Origin of the sequence: Endozoicomonas sp. OPT23 (assembly GCF_009653635.1) — a bacterium.
Classification (GTDB): domain Bacteria; phylum Pseudomonadota; class Gammaproteobacteria; order Pseudomonadales; family Endozoicomonadaceae; genus Endozoicomonas_A.
Genome location: NZ_PPFD01000006.1, coordinates 27520 through 47952 on the forward strand (window position 1 = coordinate 27520; position 20433 = coordinate 47952).

At 46.4% G+C, this 20433-nt stretch carries 7 protein-coding genes (1 of these 7 only partly in view); 4 read left to right on the forward strand and 3 right to left on the reverse strand.

What is annotated here, in order from left to right:
* Both EOPP23_RS14155 and EOPP23_RS14160 read left to right on the forward strand, forming a co-directional pair.
* A protein-coding gene (locus EOPP23_RS14155; protein ID WP_153766663.1) for an anthrax toxin-like adenylyl cyclase domain-containing protein crosses the window boundary here: on the forward strand, positions 1 to 12529 show its 3' end. Its footprint begins 18509 nt before the window's first position; only the last 12529 of its 31038 coding nucleotides appear in the window; its start codon lies beyond the left edge, outside the window; its stop codon occupies positions 12527 to 12529.
* 14 nt (positions 12530 to 12543) lie between these two features.
* Positions 12544 to 13857, forward strand: coding sequence for a hypothetical protein (locus tag EOPP23_RS14160; RefSeq protein ID WP_153766664.1), 1314 nt, complete (start codon positions 12544 to 12546; stop codon positions 13855 to 13857).
* 74 nt (positions 13858 to 13931) lie between these two features.
* Here the strand turns inward: EOPP23_RS14160 and EOPP23_RS14165 are convergent, their stop codons facing one another.
* Entirely contained in the window at positions 13932 to 14261 is a 330-nt protein-coding gene (locus EOPP23_RS14165) for a MarR family winged helix-turn-helix transcriptional regulator (RefSeq protein WP_135514287.1), read from the reverse strand.
* Positions 14262 to 14822: 561 nt separating this feature from the next.
* On the opposite strand from EOPP23_RS14165, the gene EOPP23_RS14170 reads away from it, so the two are divergent.
* Positions 14823 to 15044 carry a KTSC domain-containing protein gene (locus EOPP23_RS14170; RefSeq protein ID WP_153766665.1) on the forward strand — a complete coding sequence of 74 codons (222 nt, stop codon included), beginning with the start codon at positions 14823 to 14825 and terminating at the stop codon, positions 15042 to 15044.
* Here the strand turns inward: EOPP23_RS14170 and EOPP23_RS14175 are convergent.
* Both EOPP23_RS14175 and EOPP23_RS14180 read right to left on the reverse strand, forming a co-directional pair.
* Entirely contained in the window at positions 15041 to 18145 is a 3105-nt protein-coding gene (locus EOPP23_RS14175; protein WP_153766666.1) for an efflux RND transporter permease subunit, read from the reverse strand. The two genes, EOPP23_RS14170 and EOPP23_RS14175, sit on opposite strands and share 4 nt — an antisense overlap.
* Positions 18142 to 19338, reverse strand: coding sequence for an efflux RND transporter periplasmic adaptor subunit (locus tag EOPP23_RS14180; RefSeq protein WP_153766667.1), 1197 nt, complete (start codon positions 19336 to 19338; stop codon positions 18142 to 18144). The genes EOPP23_RS14175 and EOPP23_RS14180 overlap by 4 nt, the downstream gene beginning before the upstream one ends.
* A gap of 246 nt (positions 19339 to 19584) precedes the next feature.
* Between EOPP23_RS14180 and xthA the strand changes: the two genes are divergently transcribed.
* Positions 19585 to 20403 (forward strand): exodeoxyribonuclease III, encoded by an 819-nt coding sequence (gene xthA, locus EOPP23_RS14185; RefSeq protein WP_153767210.1) that lies wholly within the window; start codon positions 19585 to 19587, stop codon positions 20401 to 20403.
* Positions 20404 to 20433 lie beyond the last annotated feature (30 nt).

Consider the following 20433-nt stretch of genomic DNA (forward strand, 5'->3'; position numbering starts at 1 on the left):
CTTTGCTCAAAGCATTGTTGCTATCAATAATCTCTCCAAATTTGACGCCTACCTTGATACTGAAACCAAAGTCTTTGGCTATGGGGGAGCCTCGCTTGGTATTGCCGGATCCAGCCTTGGCTTGATACAGACCGTCAGTAGTGTGGGCGGCAAGTTGTTTGTTAAAAACAGTGATGAAGTGGGTGGATTGATTGGCAGAGGCTTGAAAGCGGCCAACCTTGGAGCCAAACAAACCAAAATGTTTCTGCGCTTTATCAGCGGCGCGGGCAGTGCTATTGGCATGGCAGCCAATGTTTTCTCTCTGGCTTCGTCGGCAAGAGCTATTCAAGGGGCAATTGCTACTGCCAATACCGCGCAGGTTGCTTCTTATGCGGTTCAGATAGTCATCGACTCTCTGACATTGATCCTTGATGGCATTAGTTTTGTTCTTGATCTTATCCCGCTCGGTATTACTCAGGCTATCAGTTTTGTCGTTGATGTCATCTCAACGGTACTGGGTCTTGTCAACACCTTAATCGCTGCATTCACTCCACCACCCAATGCAGAGCAAAATTTTCTGTCCATAGTTCAGTCAGAAGCTTTTCAGGAACGTATTGATCAGATAGCCCAGGAGTGGGAGGAAAAAGGCTACAGCGAACTGGATTATCGGACGGATGCCGAACAGCTGGGTGTTGAAAACTATTACAACGATAATCTCAAGGCCAGCCACCTGACCTATCGAGTCGTCAAGGAACTGAATGGTTTTAAAGGCAAGGCGTTATTGGATTATACCAACCTTGATACGACCGATTCAGGAACCGATCGCGATGATTTCTTTAGATTCCTTGGCGATGCGGCTAATGTCATTGATCTTCTCGCTGGTGATGACAAGGCATTTTTGGGAGCTGGTAATGACAATGCAATAGGTGGCCGTGGTAAGGATGAACTGTTTGGAGAGCTGGGTGTTGATGTTCTTGAAGGTAATGAGGACGACGATCACCTCTCAGGTGGTCTGGATGCGGATGTTCTGGATGGAGGAACAGAGGACGACACCCTTGATCCAGGCACCGGACCAGCTTATGTAAGAGGTGGTGATCACGAAGATACACTGCTAATGCCTTCCATAAACCAGCTGTTTATGGATCGCAGTAGAACCTATACCTATACGATTACTCCCAGTGACCTGCCATTTTTTGAAGTGGACTTATCCCGTAACCGTATCGAAAGTCTGCTGTTTAGTCATATGTCTGACCCCGCAAATGGTTATCTCAGTGTTAATGGTCAGACACCGGCTAACAGCCTGCTTACCCGTATTTTTAACGTAGAGTTGCTGTCTCGCCAAAGTGATGGAAGCTATCAATTCCAGCCTTATGATGAAAACCGGTATAACTTCGGCAGTGGCCAGCGGCATTTCTGGACGCATGCCTGGGAAGGTCACTTGCGTTACCAGCATCGCACTGTTGGCCGGTTTATACCTCAGTCGCCCGTCGGTTTTTTCATTGCTCCACAGAGTGGAATTCAGAAGAATAACCTGGGCAACACGTATTATCTGAATCAGATTCAGGAATATATGGATCTCCATGATGTGGTTCCCTACGAGCAGAAATTCTCGGCAGTAACCGATCATGATTTTAATACACTGACCAGAATGTATGACAACAGGGTCGAGTATAAAAAACTGTCATTGGGTCGGGTCAGTCTGGCCATAGGTCGACGGTTGTTTCCGAGCAATAGTTTCTGGCAACGCAATTGTTACCATCATACCTTTGCGGGAGGAGGTAATGACCGTACAAACTGTAATATGCATACACCATCAGGCCGTTACTCCTGTGATGACCCGGCATTTTACACCCTGAGGGACAGAATCACTTATAGAACCCTGAAAGGGCACTATCTGTCAGGTACTGATGATATCTTTCGATACTTTCCTTTTTGTGATGGTTTCAGGGATTCAGAACACTGGCAGGGACACCTTTATGCATTGACAGCGCCACAGGAAGTTGATCAGGAGGGTGTGGTGACAGGATCACCTTCAAAGTTAGTCTTTGAAGATCGCGGCAGGCTAACCATGTTCGTTTTTGATTTTGCTGATCTGGCTGATGCAGCAAAAAAAGAGCAGAACCATGTTGCCTATTTCTATACCCATGTACTGGATGCCCTGAGAACCTCTGGGTTTGTCAGTGGTATTGAGAATATTCATGATGGCAACTATGCCAGTGTTCTGAAAGCAGACAGTCATACCAGACAGCTGTCTGGCGGAAGGGGGCGTAACCAGTATTACTGTCTGAGCAGTGAGAACTGCACCATGCTGGGCAGCCGAGACAGTGAGTTTTTCTTTGGTGGTGATAATAATGATACCGCCATGCCCCTTGGTGGCCATGACTACATTGATATGGGGGCAGGAAAACAGGACACAGTCACATATTATAACCGAAAAAACAGTATCTATATTGACCTCAGAGCCGTGGCTGATATTGATCTGAATTCACTGACATCGCCCTGGTCTCTAAGTCTTCCCGAAGACGTAGTAATACCCGAGAATCTGGCTGAACAGGCGAATTTAACCACTGCGCCGTACATTATCAATGCTGAAACTATCCAGGCCACAGATAGTAATGACCTGTTTTTTGGCAGTGATTACCCTGTCACTTTTGATGGGCTAGGCGGGCGGGATATTGCAATAGCCGGATCCGCTCCAATGACTTTTATTTATGGTTCAGGTCAGAAACACTATATTGGCAGCCCACAATTTGACTGGATGATTGCTGATCGAAAACCGCAGATCAGTGTTAATACTCGCAAAGACCCCAGATACCCGTCGCTAAGAAAAATATTTGATATCAACCTGACAAGGCAGAGTGTCATTATTAATCCTGATCTGGATGGTATTTACCGGGATCAAACTCTTGTCTGCCATCTCAGAGTTACGGTCAATAGCCAGACTTATAATCGCTACCTGATTTACTTTGATGATGTGCAGCCCTATGTCCCGTGGGTATTGGATGAAAACAATGGTGGATTTCAGGATATAAATACGGCCATTCCACCAGCAAAAGAGCATGTGCTGGATGCAGCCTATCAAATGTATACGGAGAATCATGAACAGTATACGGAGCAACGATTTGTAAGGCTGCCAGTTGGCACTGATCTTGAAAACGAGGTTCTTAAAAGCCCTTCGGTTCCCTATCAGCAGCGCGCTCAGAAAAAACGTGAATGGTCTCTTTCAGAACTCAATATTGAAGGCGCTGATTTTAACGACATAGTTGAAGGTCTGGTTTATAACACTCAAGTTTACTGGCATAAAGATCCTTCTCCGGTCGCCAACCTTGGTTACCGACAGGAGCTTGATGACTCTCGTTTACTGGCAGCAGAAGATGTTGACATCAACTCTCAGGGAATTAACGTAGATTTGTCGTCTGATAACCCCGAGCATTCAATCTATGAAAGCATTGAAGGTATTCAGACGGGATGGGGTGATGACACCATCAAAGGGAATGATGAAAACAATGTTTTTTCCCCTGGCCATGGTGGTGACAGTATGTACCCTGGCAGAGGTCAAACCAGAATCATTGCAGGACCCGGTGGCCCCAGAAGCCGTTATGCAAACAGAGTCTATGGTAAAGAGGGAGCTCATATTACTGTAGATTATTCCGGTCTGAACAGTTTTACCCAGTTCACTGATGGTTTCCGTTATACCTACACACTTGAACAACTGGATATTGATCTGTCTGGTAACTGCGAGAATGGTCATTCTCTGGGCCTGGATGCTGTTTATGGCTGTGTAAAACAGAGCTGGCGAGCAGATCGTGTCAATACAGAAGCCAATGAAAACAATTTTAAAGTTTGGTACGACCGCCTTGATGGCATCAACAGTGTCATTCTACCGCCTGTGACAGCCAGTATTGCAGGCTCAAATAAAAACAATGTTTTCATTCTTAATGGCGGCACCATCAGCCTGGATACTGGCAGCGGCAATGATACGGTTCAGATTCTGAAGGTTGGCAATTATACGATAACGTCACCCAGTGGTAGTAATACCCTCGACTTTTCTCAGCTCGATCTGGCCGGTTCGGGTAGCAATGATGGTGTGTTCCTGCAAATGCATCAGGGGGATGCCGAGCTTCGTGGTATTGATACTATTATTCAGGCAATCGGCTTTACTCATTTTGTCGGCACTCCAAAAGACGATGAAGTGCATGGCAGTGACTTACCGAACTATTTCAAAGGTAATGGTGGTCGTGATGTTTTTTATGGCTACCGTGAAGACGACCACTTTGAATTTGGACTTGTTACGGACTATGCCAATGGCCCGGCTCATGTAGATGGTGGGCCTGATAGCGACACCATAGACTTCAGTAATTTCCGTCGTGATGAGTTCAGTGCTTCAGGTGGACTGGAGTTAAAAGGCCTGTTGATCAGGTTGGGAACCGAGGTTAGTACTGGAGAAGAGAGTCTCTGCCAGTCTCCGGAAAGTTATGGTGCAGTCAGGTATCGTCTCAGGGGGACTTTCTGTACAGCACCGGAATCTATATGTGATGAGCACGATGAAAGCAGAACCGTCGTTGTTGAACTGCGAAATATAGAAAACGTAATAGCATCCCCCTACGACGATATCATTTATGGTTCGCCTTTCACCTCTGGTCGTATTCAGGCAGGAGCGGGTAATGATGAGGCACATGCTCAGTACGGAGGCAGTCAGTTATACGGAGAGCACGGCGATGACAAGTTGTTTGCCGCAGCATCATTAATAGAAGGTGAATTGACCGGCAGTGTGCTGGAAGGTGGCCCTGGCTTTGACCATCTGATTGGCAGCCCTGCACAGGATACATTGATCGCGGACATGGATGCTGACCTTCTTGAAGGCATGGAAGGTCAGGATATCTACTGGGTCAAGCAGGAAGCCGCTGGCACCCTCATCATGGATCCGGATAAGGGAAACATCCTGATTCTGGAAGGGACTGGCTTTACGTTTACCAGTATCAAATGGCAGTTCCGTGATGATAACCAGTTTGAGGTGCTTGACATAGTCCATGAAGGCCAGCTCATCACCACAATATTTTTGACGGATGAAATACGAAGAATTCGCGAAGACGGAAGCCTTTCTACACAGCATTTTATTAAAGAACTAATCGACAGCTGGAGTTATGTTCGGGTCATTAACAGAGCGGAAAATGGCCAACTTCTGGCAGAGGAAAACAAAGCAACAGAAAACCTTCAGGCTTATTATGAAAGCCAGTTCATCTCTGAGCAAAATCCATTTCTGGATAATACGCTATTTACCGATGGCACAGAGAATCTGATGCTAAGGGGTGGGCCAGGAGCAGACAGGCAAATACGACTGAGAGGTCATGATGGTCGCTGGGTTCTTTATGACGGCGGCACGGGTAATGACCAGATTGCTGCCATCAGAGGGCAGGGAGTCGTTCTGTCTGGCAGCGGTAACAATGAAGTGATTCTCGGTTCAACCAGTAAGGGCATTATTAAACTGGAAGAGTCAGGGTATGACCGAATACGTTTTGCCCATCTCAGGTTCGAAGACCTGTTTGTTTCGTATCAGGTGGCATTGCAGCAACGACCGGTCACCGGTAGTGCACTGCCTGTTCAGGCATCGGTCAGTAGCGTAAGCAGTGATGGGCTGTCACAAGTTTCTGGCTCTGGTTCTGACAGTGCTCAATCGTTGATTACATCCGGCTCACAGAACATCAATAATCTGGATACAGATAATGCTTACATCAAGCTGCTCAGTGGTGCGGTGCTGAACCCGGCCGGGTTGAGTCATGACAATTCCATCACTGACGTTATCCAGTTCATTGACAGTACGGCGTCCGGGCAACTGCAGAATCTGAACTATCGAGGTGGCGATTTTACGGTTTCATTCAAGCTTCATGTTGACGATCAGAGTCAGCAAGGTGCAATTGTGCTGCTGTCTGATGCCAATGGTGAGAACAGTATACAGTTGCAGTTGAGCAACAACGACTCTGTTTTGAAGCTGCAGGCAGTGATAACCGCAACGGATTATGACCCATTACCTTTTGCTGAAAGAAGGTTTATTCAGCTGACACCTCATACCAATCTCAAAGAAACCGGTTCCTCGGAAGGGGGGCTAAGACAAGAAACAGCTATCACGGATACGATTTCGTTACCTTCAGGACAGTGGAGCAAAATCACCGTTACTTTAGAGGGTGATGGACTGCTAAAAATCTATCATGACAGCGTACTGTCTGTTGAGGCTGAGTGTTACCTGCCCCAACGGATAGATGACCTTACCGCTACTCTCGGAGCAACTGATCAGGTCTCTGGATTTACTGGCGCGATCTCTCAGATTTCACTGATTGATCAGGCTATGTCCAGTGAGTTGATTGAGCTGGATGCTGAGTTAGCTGACAGAGAGTATTGGCATCTCAGAAGTGGCAGCGGCTCTATGGATGTTATTCTTGCCGGGGCGATGCCAGATCAACTGGAGTTCTATGATCCGGAGCGACAGGCAAAACTGGTTGAAGGCCGAAACAGTGTTGAACAGCTGTTTGTCGATCGTGCCCGTTCTCAGCAGGACGGTGATTACAGCTATAAAGTCAACAGTGCTGCAACGGGTCTGACTGTGTTTCAGGGGCAGGGGTTGCAGGCTCTGGAGTCTTTATCCGACTGCCTGATTCAGTCTGACGATATTTTCTACCTGTTGTATCTGGCCGATGACATTCAGCAGGAACAGTTGTTATTTGAGCAGCGAGACAGTGATCTCATCATTCATATCGCACCATGGCAGCAGAATATTGATGATGTATCCATGGCCAGTATCACTGATCGGGTTGTGATCAGGGATTACTTTGTAAGAGATCACTGGCAAGGTCTTATCTATGCAGATGGCAAGCGCCTGCCTCAGTCGTTTATTGATCAGGGTATTGAAAATTTCCCTGACACCGTCGAGTGGTTAAGCCGGGCAGAGCTGGGAGAAACCTACCTTATTAAGGATGGTTATGATCTACGAGTTGCTTTTGCTGCTGAAAATCCATTCAACCAGGGTGACGCGGCTTCCCCATATAGTTTGACCAGAGGGCATTTTGATTATTTTGTGCGAAATTACTTTGACCCAGAACGCTTACCCGAAAATATCACCTTGGCGGTACCGGCCTTTGACGAGTCCAGAGCACTTACTGAGGGTGACCTGAGCACACTTGAATTGCTGTCAACGCTTCCTGAGTCTGTATTCGAAGAGACTGTATTAAATCTTGATAGACAGCAAATTATTGAAATCACCTCCGCTTTATCAAGACAGACACTGGTACTTAATGGCTCAATGACTTCAAGGTCTGATTCAGAATCTGGAGCAGGGCTGGACTATTCCGGCGAGTCTGGTGCGGGATCAGGGCAGGGAATGTCACCGGAGCATACTGAGGGATCCGGTTCATCCGATACTGACCATAGCTCTTACAACGATAGTTCATACTACGAAAGTTCTTACGACTATAGCCCTTACGACAAGAGCGGTTTATTAAGGGCGGTGCAGTCAGTATCTGAATCCGAAAGCGCGGCTCCTATGTACGCCATAGGTGCAGACTACAGCAACGATGAATCGGGTGATCACATTACCGTTTCCGGGCAGCTGGCTGCCTGGGGAGAAGGGGGTAAGGATCACTTTATTCTTAAGACTCTGTCGGCTGCGTATCTGGATGGTGGGGCTGATCAGGACCGTCTGGTTTGCCAATTCACAGAGCTGCCTGCAACCATTGATATTGATCTGATTACAGGCCAGATACAGGCTGATGGTTCGTTGTTGCATACAATCGCTTCATTTGAAGAGGTAAGCTGTGGCCTTGACGGCAAAATAACAGGTACTACTGATAATAACTTCTATGAAATCACATCTGGTCAAATGTCGATCTGTGATGCTGGTGGTAATGACACGGTTCTGATTCATGCTCTGGCAGAGGTGGATTATGAGATAAAGGGCTCCGGACATACCAGTATTACCTTGACCAGCTCATCGGCAGGGAGCAATCCGGGATCATTAAAGACTCTGGTATTGCCTGTTACAAGAGATCAGTTACACGAAGAGTCTCTTATTACTCCTTTACCACTGTCAGAGCAGCATAATCTTCACTATACCGTAGGTCATCTGGGACAACTCAATAAGGCGATCAATTTCCTCTATGAGGAAAATGAAGTACGGTTTGATAATTTTGTATCAGGCCCGAATATGACGTTTAGCACCTGGTTCAGATTTGATTCTGCCACTATTGAGGCATCTGAAACGTATGTCTATCAACCAATTCTGTGGGAATCAACAGAAGAAGAAGGTTCTTTCGGGCGAGACTATCCAAGTGTCAGAATTAGTTATTCCGGTTCAACAGACCCTAGTAAACCACACCAGCTATGGTTGAGTTTGTATTACCGGTCAGATGCAGAAATAGATGCGATTGACAAAGAGAAAATATATTTACTTGAGCGCATTAGAAACCTTGATAATAACAATTGGCATCATTACACAATTGTTTTAAGGGATGGCGACAGTGCAACTTTCTATGTTGATGGTCAGGAAGTGAGAAAGGACTGGCCCACACGTTTCCTCCGTGAGTTTCCTGAATTTCAGCGAAAAATTCGTCCTATTAATAAAGTGTTTACTGACAGCAGGGTTTATTTTGTGAATGGAGGTGAGGATGATGAGCCTCACTCACAATTGACACTTACTGAGCTTGGAATTACTACAGCTGCAGTGGAGCAACTGACCGTTCTTGACCGTGCTCTCTCACCGGAAGAGATCAGTGAGCTTTATTACACTCAAACCGGCACATTACTGCGACTTGATTTTGGTGAGGAACGTTCAACAGTAACTGTTATCAACGGCTTACCGGATACTGTCGAGTTTATTGATGGACAACCCCTGACGTACTCAGGCGACAGTGATGGCTTGGAAAGCGAATCAGAAGCAGAATTGGATTCTGCCTATTGTCTGCTCACCGACAGTAGTCGACGCTCTGTGTCATTAGAGCAGCAACTGACACAATGTTCGAATAAAGTTGTAGAGTTCAGGCAAGATCTTCCAGAAAGAAGTTATTTTCTTGAAGAGAAAAATGAAAATCTGTTGATTCATTTTGTGGAAGGGAGCATAGATACGGAAACGACCAGCTGGTCGAAACTGAACTATCACCTGGAGCTTGTTCACTATTTTCAGAGGGGTAATGCTGCCAGTGCTCTGAGAATTGGTGAGGAGGTCATGAACCCGGCGGCAGTTCGCCATTCCCTGAACTCGGCTACACCATTCCCTACTGTTGACGACTGGCTGCAAAAAGCTGCGCTGGAAGAGTTAAGGTTTCTTAGAAACGATAATGATCTGCAAATTATTATTACTGATCAGCGGGTGTTAAGCACTTTCAGTACTCAGCATGAAACACTTGATCAGCTGTCTCCATTTACTAAACCGAATTACTTCTCTGACAGTCCATCTCCTGCTCTGAGGCTAAGAATTGATTCAGCTGACAGACTACAACAATGGTCACAGGATAATATTCCTTTTGTTGAGCCGGGCTCTGAAAACCATCCGGAATTTGTAGACCTGAGTGACAAAAATCTAAATCATATCAGCCATTGGACACAGGTTCGCTGGCAGAAATTTATCAAATTCAAAGCCACTCAGAACTGTATCAATTATATTCCGGACTCAGCGCTTTTTAGTGGTGAGGTCGACAGCCAACGCCGGGATGCTGTGACTGGCAGGGTGAGCCGTTATGAAGGTTCCAGTCTTGTATCAGGAAGTCAAAGAGGAAATTATCTTACTTTTGGCTCTTCCTCCGAATCAGTTGGCGATGTCATTCCTGTCCATGATCAACTGGCTGTATTTTGCCTTGATGGTGATGATCGACTGATTATCCATCAGTTGTCTGGTAACTATCTGGTGGGTGGCTCAGGCTTTGATACCCTTGATTTCCCTATAGCATTAGGTGGTAGTGCCATAGTCAATCTGGACGTAGGGCACATCAAGATTAATGACGAGTTGGTAGCCGTCATAGAGGCTTTTTCAGCCATTGACTGGCGCAACCCTGGCGCAGTGGAAGTAAGAGGAAAGAGAGGCGAACGAGACAGTTTTTCGGCTGATAATGGCTCTTTAATGATTCATGCGCGTGGTGGTGATGACGAAAGCCACTTCACTGGTTCAGCGGAAGTCAGCTATCAGTGGGATGTCAGCTACCAGAGCCATACCATTATTAATCTGGAAAGTGATAGCCGTGGCCCTGCTGGCCAGCTTAGAAACATACTTGTACATGACAGCAGGCAAGAGCATCGTACTCAGCTAAGCGAACTTGAACATACAATAATACAACAGTATGTCATTAATATCCCACAAGAGAGGGTCAGATCTCACTACAGGCGTTGGCAGCCATCATTAGGCAGAACCGGTATAGAAGGTAGTGCTGTAAAGTCACACGTTTCCTACTCGGAATATGATGTTGGACCTTTAGACCTTGGCGCACAAATTACAGGTTACCCTCTCACCGTTGCTTTCTGGCATAAAACACCTGAGCCTGGTTACTATGGTGATGTTGTGCTTTGGGAGTCAATGGATCCGGATGGTAATAACCTTCTTCAGTTAGTGATCGGTAAACATAGCAATTCCAGGCAGGATACCCTGAGACTCAGGTCAGTGTCTGCTGATGGTCGGCAGCAGCTATGGCAGGTACATGATTACTTTCTGTTCGATGGCTGGCACCATTTTGCGATGACTATCAGCGCCACGTCGCTGGTCACATTCTATCGAGACGGCTTCCCTCAACCTTCTGCGTGCGTAGAGTTAAGCCCTCACCCTTATCAGAGACATCAGCCTAACAGCAATGCGGTTCCATGCGATCCGGATATTCTGCCGGCAACAGGTGTTCGTGAAATCAACCGACTTGTGATGCATGCCCGTTGGAAAACACTCTATCTTGAAAACCTGATTATTCATAATGATGAGCTGTCAGCTGCTTTGATTCAAACATTAATGAACTCAGAGTCCGGGACCATTCAGGTATTAAGGTATTCGGAGACAGGTGCAACATTAACGGTTACTAATGGCTATTCAAATCATCTGACTTTTGATGATCAAACCAGTTATAACAGTGAGTTTCTACTGGGTTTTCATATTCCGTCACTGGACGATTCGACTGCTAGTACTAATGAGCAGACTGATGCTGATGTTCTGAACGATAACGATCAAGTATTGCGTAAACGGCGTTCAGTGGGACATCAGGATGTTCTTCGGTTCAGTTATGGGTCTGGTCAGAATCAGTTATCTTGTACTGGCGAAAGAAATGTCATTTATCTTGAGCGAGTTCCTGCAGAACGAGTGACTTTCATACGTTCTGGTAAAGACCTGATTGTCGCTCTCCTCGATGAATTTCCAGAGGATGGAACAGGGCTGTTTATAAACAGTAAAGATCGATTGGTACTCGAAAACTATTTTGACAGTAATCCGGATGAAACCGTTATTCTTCAGGCAACTCATATCTATCATCATTCCGAGATCACCAGTCAGGTTCAGAGAAACAGTGCCGAGGAGTTGATAGCGTCTCACACTCTTGAAGAAATGAGGTTTGTTAGAGAAGAAAAAAACCTTCTTGTTTACTTCAAAAACAGCCAGCCTGCGTCCCACCTTTATGCAGACTCGCTTTTGTCAGTCACTGTTGAGAACTATTTTTCCGGGGCAGATAAGCCATTATCAGCCAAAGATTGGGAGCACTCTCTTGAAAGAGAGGTAGTCAGTCGCCTTAGCGAAATGGATCGCCAGAGATTGATTCGACTCAATGACGGCAGCTTTGATCTTCATGGAATAGAAGCTGATCAATTATTCAGCCTTACCCCGCACAGTCATGACAACATTCTGATCGGCAGTCAGACAGAAGACTCTTTTAAGGTGAAAATTGGTGAGACTCGCCTGGTTGCAGGTGGAGCTGGTTATGATTCGGCGTCGATTAATGGCGACTGCAAGTCAGCCACCATCAGGGCAGAAGAGGGCGACTGGGCACTTTACTGTGGCAATGAATTAGAGACACTGTTTCAGGATATAGAAGCCATTAAATGGGGGGGGACTGCACAGCATGTTGATGTGACTGGCAGTAGTAAGACTGCAAATAGACTTTCTGTGACAGCAGGCAGCATACATGTGTGCTCCGGACCGGGCACCGACTGGATAGAAACACACTCTTTACGAGGTACTTTGTTTGAGTTCGGTTTAGGTGATGGGACTCGCAGCTGGAAACCTCAAGGGCAAAACAATCGTATCAGAATGAACTCCGGAATAGGTCTGGATGATATTGAGACAGCGGTTAATGCCATAGGAACACACCTTATTTTTAAGAAAGACGGTGCTGAAACAGGTGATGAACTCTGGGTCGAATCGCAGTCAGAAGCAGTAAATAATCACTCATATTTCAGCAGGAATGTCTCAAGAGAGCTTGAAGTGCTGACGCAAAACGCGGGAACAATGGGCTGGAAAGAGCAGAGCGGATTATCACTGAACCCGGAAATTAACAAGCAGACAGGATTGTTAGAAATCAAAGTAACCAGTGTCTCCATGTGAGAAAGGTCGTAACCATGATTGACGTTGCACACCAGAAGAAAAAATACATAGTTGTAGCTTCACTCTGTGCCTGGAACATTTTTCTGCAGAGTTTCATGATCTCAGCGGCACAACTGCCAGGTTTTGAGATCAGAAATGTCTATTCCCCGGATCAGCTGGGTTTGTTTGCTGGTGACAGAATCAATGATATAAGTGCAAGCTCTGACGGCAGTTATTTGCAGGTGATAAGCAGTGCCCACAGCAGTATGATCAGACTTAAACTGAATACTGAAAGCAGCCTCTATGAAGTGTCATCAAGATATACTGATGCAAAAACCACTGTTACTGATGGTAATGAGTGGATACTGCTTGAAAATTTTAATAAACCAATAACGTCTGGTTTCACTGATAGTGGCCAGTTCAGCTTTGTTCAGAGCAGCCTGGGACGCTCAGGTACTCTGGTTAATTGCTTTCAATATACAGGAAACCAATGGAACCACACCTGCGATAATAGTGTGCAGCGAATTGCTCCGAATAATCTGTATGACACTTGTACTCTGGGTGACAGCCTGGTTGAAACAACATTGGGGCGGTTGAGCCAGTCATCTATTACTGGTGAGGAATATCAACGACTGTCATCAGAGGAGAGCTATGGTGGTTTGGAGGAGGGAGGGTTCATTCTCAATCAGATCGACAAACTGGTTTGCAGTGAGGATTATCTCTTTGCTCTTACAACAGACAGGTACACACCATTAGCTGTTTTCGATACAGAAGTATTTGAGCCGGATACTTCAGTCAATGAAATGTTGAATGCAAAACTCAGAGAGTTGGGAATTCGAAGGATCTGGTCAGGCAGTTGGAGTGAGCAGCATAAACAATTGGCACTGGTCAGTAGGAAAGGGCTGACTTTTCTTGCTCCACAGGAGGGTGCTGACAGCACAAAGATTGATCATCACCCTATACATTTCAATGAATTGGCTGACGTTAATCAGCTTAAGCCTGCGGTGAAATTCGTAAACTCTGGTGGCACACTGGTTCTCAGTGACCCTGATCAGTTACAACTCACCGTGTTTGTCCATGACGAAAGTCAAGGCTGGGTAGTAGCAGAAAGGTTGAATCTGGTACCTGATGGATCCACCATTAAAAACTTTTTTCCGACACAGGATTCCATTCTGGTGTTAGCGGGAAACCAGAAACATGACTATCTGATTGATTTCAGACGCCCTGTAAGAACGAATGTGCAAGATGATAATGACGCCGACATCGCTGCAGGAATCGTAGTGCCTATAGTATTAGCTGCTTTAATCTTTATTGGAATAATTACAGGCTATACAGCTAAAAAACATTGATTTGAAGGTAGAGTCATCGAAATGAAATCCTCTCCAGACTTATTGTGTATAGGACTGGAGAGGTAAGAGAGTAATCAACGGATATTCTTCGACTTGTTCTTGATCTTCTCAACCAGCTTCTTACCTTTAGCAGTCAGAGTCAGTTTAAAGAAACGACCATCGTCTTCATGCTGTTGCTTCTTGATCAGTCCTAGCCCTGGGCGGTCATGACGGCCTTCACCCAGACGCTTGACACTGACGGCAATATCACTGGGTGTACCGCAAGTCAGCTTTTCAGCATTAACCAGATCGGTAATGGTTTCACCAGGGTTTTCTGCAACCACCATAAGGATTTGCCATTGGATAATGGTCAGTGGGTATTCCTGCAGAAGATGAGTCAGTTTAATCAGGCCTTTGAGTGTCATTATTTATGTACCTTTTTATGGTTAGTTCAGAGTCGTCGTGATTATTAGGCGTCGTCTACTTTATGTCTCAACATCTCTGAATGCCTTACCACACAACGGATGCACTAATTAAGACATCAGAATAAATATTAGACAGTTTTAGGGTGATAAGGCAAATTTTCTCGCAAATCAGCTTGTTTGGTTGGTTTTATTTCTGAAATAATTTGATTTTATGGTGAATAAAAACCCTGCATTTAAAGTGTTTTTTAGTGAGGCATGGACGCTTATACCAATTTTTCTTTGTCTTCTTTTTTTACACGGCTGAGAGCGTTGAAACAGGCGACATGTGCATCGCTACTTTGCTTCGGAGAAGGTCTTGAATGTGTCAGAAACCAATAATAGAGTGTGAAATTCGACGGCCTTTTACAGTTTATTCATAATTATAATAGTTCGCATAATATATATTATGTTAAATCCTGTGTGGGTATACTGTACCAGAATTGTTAAGAGCTGCATTAACCCCTGTTTTCCTACTATCTTTAAGAAAAACACTTTCGAAGCCAAACACGTAAGGATGCGGTCATGACACATACAGAGTTCATCAATTCAGCAAAAATAAGACTGGCTACATACAATGATGAATCGAGACGCCTTCAGGTCGAATTGAAGCAGACAGATACGGCCAGTGGCACCACTTATACCTACCTTAATGTTCCCAGTAAGATATTTCGCAGTCTGACTGCTTCAGATTCACCCGATCAGTTCTATGAACAAGACATCGTTGAGAGATTTCAGTCCGTTTAGGCTGCCTCCAAAACAGCCTTTCTATCCTGCCTTAATCCTGAAAGTACCAGAAATGCTGGCGTGACCACCAGAGTCAGTATGGTGGCAAACGCCAGCCCTCCGGCAATGGCTGTTGCCAGCTGATTCCATATTTGCGTAAAGGGTGCGCCTGTTTCAATGCTGTGATTAAACAGGTTGATGTTGACGGACAGTACCATAGGCATCAGACCCAGTATGGTGGTAATCGTCGTCAATAGAACCGGTCTCAGACGTTGTGCTCCGGTTCTTAGGCTGGCTTCTATGGCATCAAGCCCTTCCGCCCTCAGGGCGTTATAGGTGTCGATCAGTACGATATTATTATTGACGACAATACCTGCCAGAGAAATGATGCCCACGCCGCTCATAACAATGCCGAAATTTTGTCCGGTAATCATCAGGGCCAGAAACACGCCCCCGGTCGCAAGAATAACTGCCGACATAATCAGGCCAGCCTGATAGAAGCTGTTGAACTGGGTCACCAGAATAATAGCCATGATAAAGAGAGCGACAGTAAATGCCTTGGCCAGAAAGATACCACTTTCCTGCAGCTCCTGTTGTTCACCTTTAACCTCGAAACTGACATTGTCAGGCAACCTTGATTGACGGATGTTACTGAGCAGCGCGGGTAAATGGTTTGCCAGCTGTTCACCATCCAGCAAGTCTGCAGTAACAGTAATGGAGCGCTGGCCATTAAGTCGAGTGATCTTGTCCAGCTTGGGGTTGATCACCATATTTGAAAAGTTACTTATAGGCGTTAGCCCTGCATTAGTCATTAGCCTGAGATGGCTGATGGTGTCCAGGTGGCGGTCAGATTCCGGAAAGCGAATACGGATATCGACTTCATCATCCGCGTCGTCCGGCCGGTAATTACCTACAACCAGCCCTGATGTAACCAGTCTCACCATACTGCCTGTTGTGCTGACACTGGCGCCCAGTCTTGCTGCATCTTCCCTGTCTATGTCGAGTCGCCATTCGTAGCCGGGGGCTGGCCCAGAGTCTTCGATATTAAGAAAGACGTCAGCGTTTGCCATAAGTTTCTTCACCTGCTCGACACTGGTGGCCAGTGATGTCAGGTCGTTTGCCCGAATAACCAGTTCAAGCGCTTTCTTTTTCGGCGGGCCGTCCTTTTTTCGTTCGACGCTGATTGCTAGACCATGGAAGTCAGACAGTCTTTGCTCAAGTGACTGTGCTATCTCTTGTGTCTTAACCCTGTACTGCCAACCCACAAGGGTGATGTTGAGTATGCCCACCACCTGATCCTTGCCTGTTTTGGCGTAGAGGCTTTCAATCTCGTCGACGCCCGACAGAGCTGCTTCCAGTTGTTTCAGTACCCGGTCTTTCTCATCCACGGAAAGGTTGCCGGAATGCACTCTGGCTGTGACCGTAATCGAGTTGTTATCAACATCAGGAAAATACTCAACGCCCAGCGAACTGTTGGAAAAACTCCAGAAGATAACGCCGACCGTGGTAAACGCAGTCATCAGCGTTTTAATCGGATTGTTAACCGCTTTTCTCAGTAGTTTTAGATAGATACCATTGAAACCTGACAATGATTGCCAGTCACCCTGCTCTGCTGCCTGCAGGTTTTTCTGTTCTCTTGCGCTGAGTGTTCTGGTCTTGCCCATCAGCGAGCCAATGGTGGGAATAAATACCAGAGCCATCACCAGTGATGAGGTTAAAGTAGCCATCAGGGTCAGTGGCAGATACTTCATAAATTCGCCCATGGTGCCGGGCCAGAACATCAACGGGAAGAAAGCGGCAAGCGTGGTTGCCGTCGAGGCAATAATCGGCCATGCCATACGATTGGATGCTTCGAGGTAGGCTTTACGCCGATGAACGCCTTCTGACATACGGCGGTCAGCGTATTCAGTGACCACTATCGCGCCATCGACCAGCATGCCTACGGCCATGATCAATGAGAACAGCACGATCATGTTAATGGTCAGCTCCATCATACCCAGAATCAAAATACCCGAGAGAAATGAGCCGGGAATAGCGATGCCGACCAGGAAAGCACTGCGAGCGCCCAGAGCACCGATAATAATGATCACTACCAGAATAACAGCAGAAAGTACGTTGTTCTGCAGGTCGGTCACCATATCGCGGACGTCGTTTGATTCGTCACCGACATAGTGAACTGTCAGAGTTTCCGGAGCCTGTTGCATGGCTTCAGTGATAATGTGGCGAGCAAGCGCTACGGTCTCAATGATGTTTTCACCGGAACGTTTTTTTATTTCCAGGGCGACACTGCTTTGGCCATTCAGCCGTGCGTAAGCGCCACCTTCTTTATACGTGCTTAGCACGGTAGCGACATCGGCAAAGGTGACAACCCTGCCCTGTTCTACCTTGATGGGCTGATTAAGAATATCTGCGGGTGTTTTATAAACGGCGGGTACTTTGATGGAGAAGCGGCCTGAGCCTGTATCAAGATTACCGGCAGCAACCAGCTGGTTATTATTGGACACCAGGCTGACGACATCGGCAGGCACCAGACCATAGCTTTCCAGTTTTAGTGGATCGACGATAATGTCGACGACTTCTTCGCGGTCTCCGGCAATGTCCACTTCCAGAATTTGTCGCTGCTGCTCCAGAACATCCTTAATGGCGCGAGCGGTTCTGACCAGAGCTCTTTCAGGTAAAGGCCCAGACAATATAGCGGTTACCACAGGACTGGCGCTGGCCATGGTTATTTCTTTGATGACAGGCTCATCGGTACCATTGGGCAGCTTGCTCTTGGCAAGATTGACCTTATCTCTGACATCACTGAGCGCTTTACCCAGATCTGTTCCTGCAGAGAACTCAATAGTGATGGATGCATGGGAATGGGAGGCGGTTGCTTTCAGCTCCTTGATACCGGAAAGCCCCTGCAGCTCTTTCTCTAGAGGGAAAACCAGTAGACGTTCAGCGTCTTCCGGTGAGATACCTTCATGATGTACCGAGACATAGACAAACGGGATCGGAATATCTGGCGAAGACTCTCTTGGTATCGAAAGGTAGGTTGCTGTGCCGCTGACCAATAGTAGAACGAACAGCATGAGAATCGTTCGTGGACGACTCAGCGACAGTCGAATAAAACCGGTCATTGGACAGTCCCCGATACCAGTTCAGGAATAGCATCGACGGAAACGGTAACCAGATCTCCTTCCCTTACAAAGCCCTGTCCTCTGGTAATCAGGCGAGCTTGATCTGGAATACCTGTTACCCAGAGGCCGTCAGCTTCTGTACGAACAATATCGATGGGACTGAATCCGACATGCCTGCTGCTATCAATCCACTTAATACCAGGTTCACCGACTTCACTCAGGGAAATAAGAGCAGGAGAAATTTTAATAGCGGTAACCGTTTCCAGCATCAGCTCAGCTTCTACACTCATGCCGGCCGGTTTTGCCATACCCGGGTTATTGATCGCAATTTCAACCTGGTAGGTTTTGGTGCCCTGATCACTCTGGCTGGAGATATATCGAATTTTTCCTGTTACCTGCTGTCCGTCGAGATAGAGAATTTTTGCGCTGTCACCTGTCGTCAGTTTGCCTACATCGCCCTGTGGTAATGATACGGACACGATCAACGGATCAAGGTCGAGTATGGTGGCTACCGGTTTACCTTTATCAACAAAGTCACCCTGTTCTGTAAAGCGTTCGTTGAGGACGCCAGACACTGGCGCTCTTAATTGTGTGTTGGCCAGCATGACCTTAAGTCGCGCCAGCTCTGAGTCAGCCTGACTCTTATCAACTTCCAACTGGGCAAGACGGTTGCGGGCAATATGGTTACTGTCTTTCAGTGATAACGCAGACTGATAGTCGATACTGGTCTGACTTACTCTGGCTTCAGCTGCCTTGACCTGTTGCGGCAAACTGCCCTGATAAAGTGCTGCAATGTCATCACCGCGCTTCACCAGTTGGCCTCTTTTGCCTGATACAGCAGTAACTCGGGCAGCCATTTCAGCGGTGACGGTTATTGTCCGGTCTGGCTGGGTTTCACCATAGAGTGTGATGACTCTGTGCATAGTTTCAGGGTTAAGGTTTTGCACGACAACAGAAGCGAGCTTGTTATCGGTAACAGGTCGGTTATCAGGGTTTTCAGCAATGGCTTGCTCTGACTCTTTTGGCTGTATGTAATCTGCGGTCAGCAAAAATACTGCCAGTACCATGGATAGCAGGCCGGCAAGTAACCATGAACGGTTAATGTCGACTTGCTGAAGCAATTTGAAAGGCGTCGTAAAGCGCATAGTGAAAGGGCCGCTGTTAGTATTTTTATTGATGTCGTACAGTTCCACCGTATTCTGTAATAGGGTATTGAAAACAGCGGAGTGTTTGGCAATCTTTTCACTTTATTGACGTCAGTTGCTTTATTACTGGTTCAACGCTTTACCAAAAGTCCTGCCCAGAATCTCTACTCAAAAGTTCACTCAGTGGATCATCACAGCTAAACTGGGCTGAATCACTATTTGATTACGTGTATCTACACGGCTATTTATACAGCTATCCACTTCAATCAGTTCAGGGATTGTGATCATAAGGCTATGAAAGTTATTACATTTAACGTCAACGGTGTGCGTGTTCGTATGCACCAGTTGAAAGCATTGATTGAAAAGCATCAGCCGGAAGTTATTGGCCTTCAGGAAATCAAGGTGACCGATGAAGACTTCCCGGTCGAAGCTATCAATGAGCTTGGCTACCACATAGAGTTTTTTGGTCAGAAGACCCATTACGGCGTAGCCCTGATGAGCAAAAACAAGCCGGTTTCTATCCAGAAAGGCTTTGCCTCAGATGCCGATGACGCCCAGCGCCGTATGATTATCGGTTCCTACGTTTCTGAACAGGGACAACCTTATACCGTATTGAATGGCTACTTTCCACAAGGCGAAAGCCGTGATCATCCAACCAAGTTTCCTGCCAAGAAAGCTTTTTATGAAGACCTGATGGCAACGCTGGATAAGGATTACAAAGCTGATCAGCCTGTGCTGGTGATGGGGGATTTCAATATTTCCCATACCGATACAGACATCGGTATTGGTCCTGATAATGCCAAACGCTGGTTGCGTACTGGCAAATGCAGTTTCCTGCCAGAAGAAAGAGAATGGTTTGATCGACTGCTGGCCTGGGGCTTTATTGACTGTTATCGGGAAAAAATTGCTGGCGACAGTGAAGAGCTATACAGCTGGTTTGATTACCGCAGTCGTGGTTTCGATCGTGAGCCTAGGCGTGGCCTGAGAATTGATGGTGTCATTGCCACTGATATTATGAATAACACCTGCAAGGCAACAGGCATTGATTATGATATCCGAGGTATGGAGAAACCTTCAGATCATGCGCCGCTCTGGGTTGAGTTTGACTACTGATTAGAAGGCACTGATTAGATATAAAAGCCC

Coding starts and splice junctions, on each gene's coding strand:
- EOPP23_RS14160 (WP_153766664.1), top strand. CDS start 12,544: ATGATTGACGTTGCACACCAGAAGAAAAAATACATAGTTGTAGCTTCA.
- EOPP23_RS14165 (WP_135514287.1), bottom strand. CDS start 14,261: ATGACACTCAAAGGCCTGATTAAACTGACTCATCTTCTGCAGGAATAC.
- EOPP23_RS14170 (WP_153766665.1), top strand. CDS start 14,823: ATGACACATACAGAGTTCATCAATTCAGCAAAAATAAGACTGGCTACA.
- EOPP23_RS14175 (WP_153766666.1), bottom strand. CDS start 18,145: ATGACCGGTTTTATTCGACTGTCGCTGAGTCGTCCACGAACGATTCTC.
- xthA (WP_153767210.1), top strand. CDS start 19,585: ATGAAAGTTATTACATTTAACGTCAACGGTGTGCGTGTTCGTATGCAC.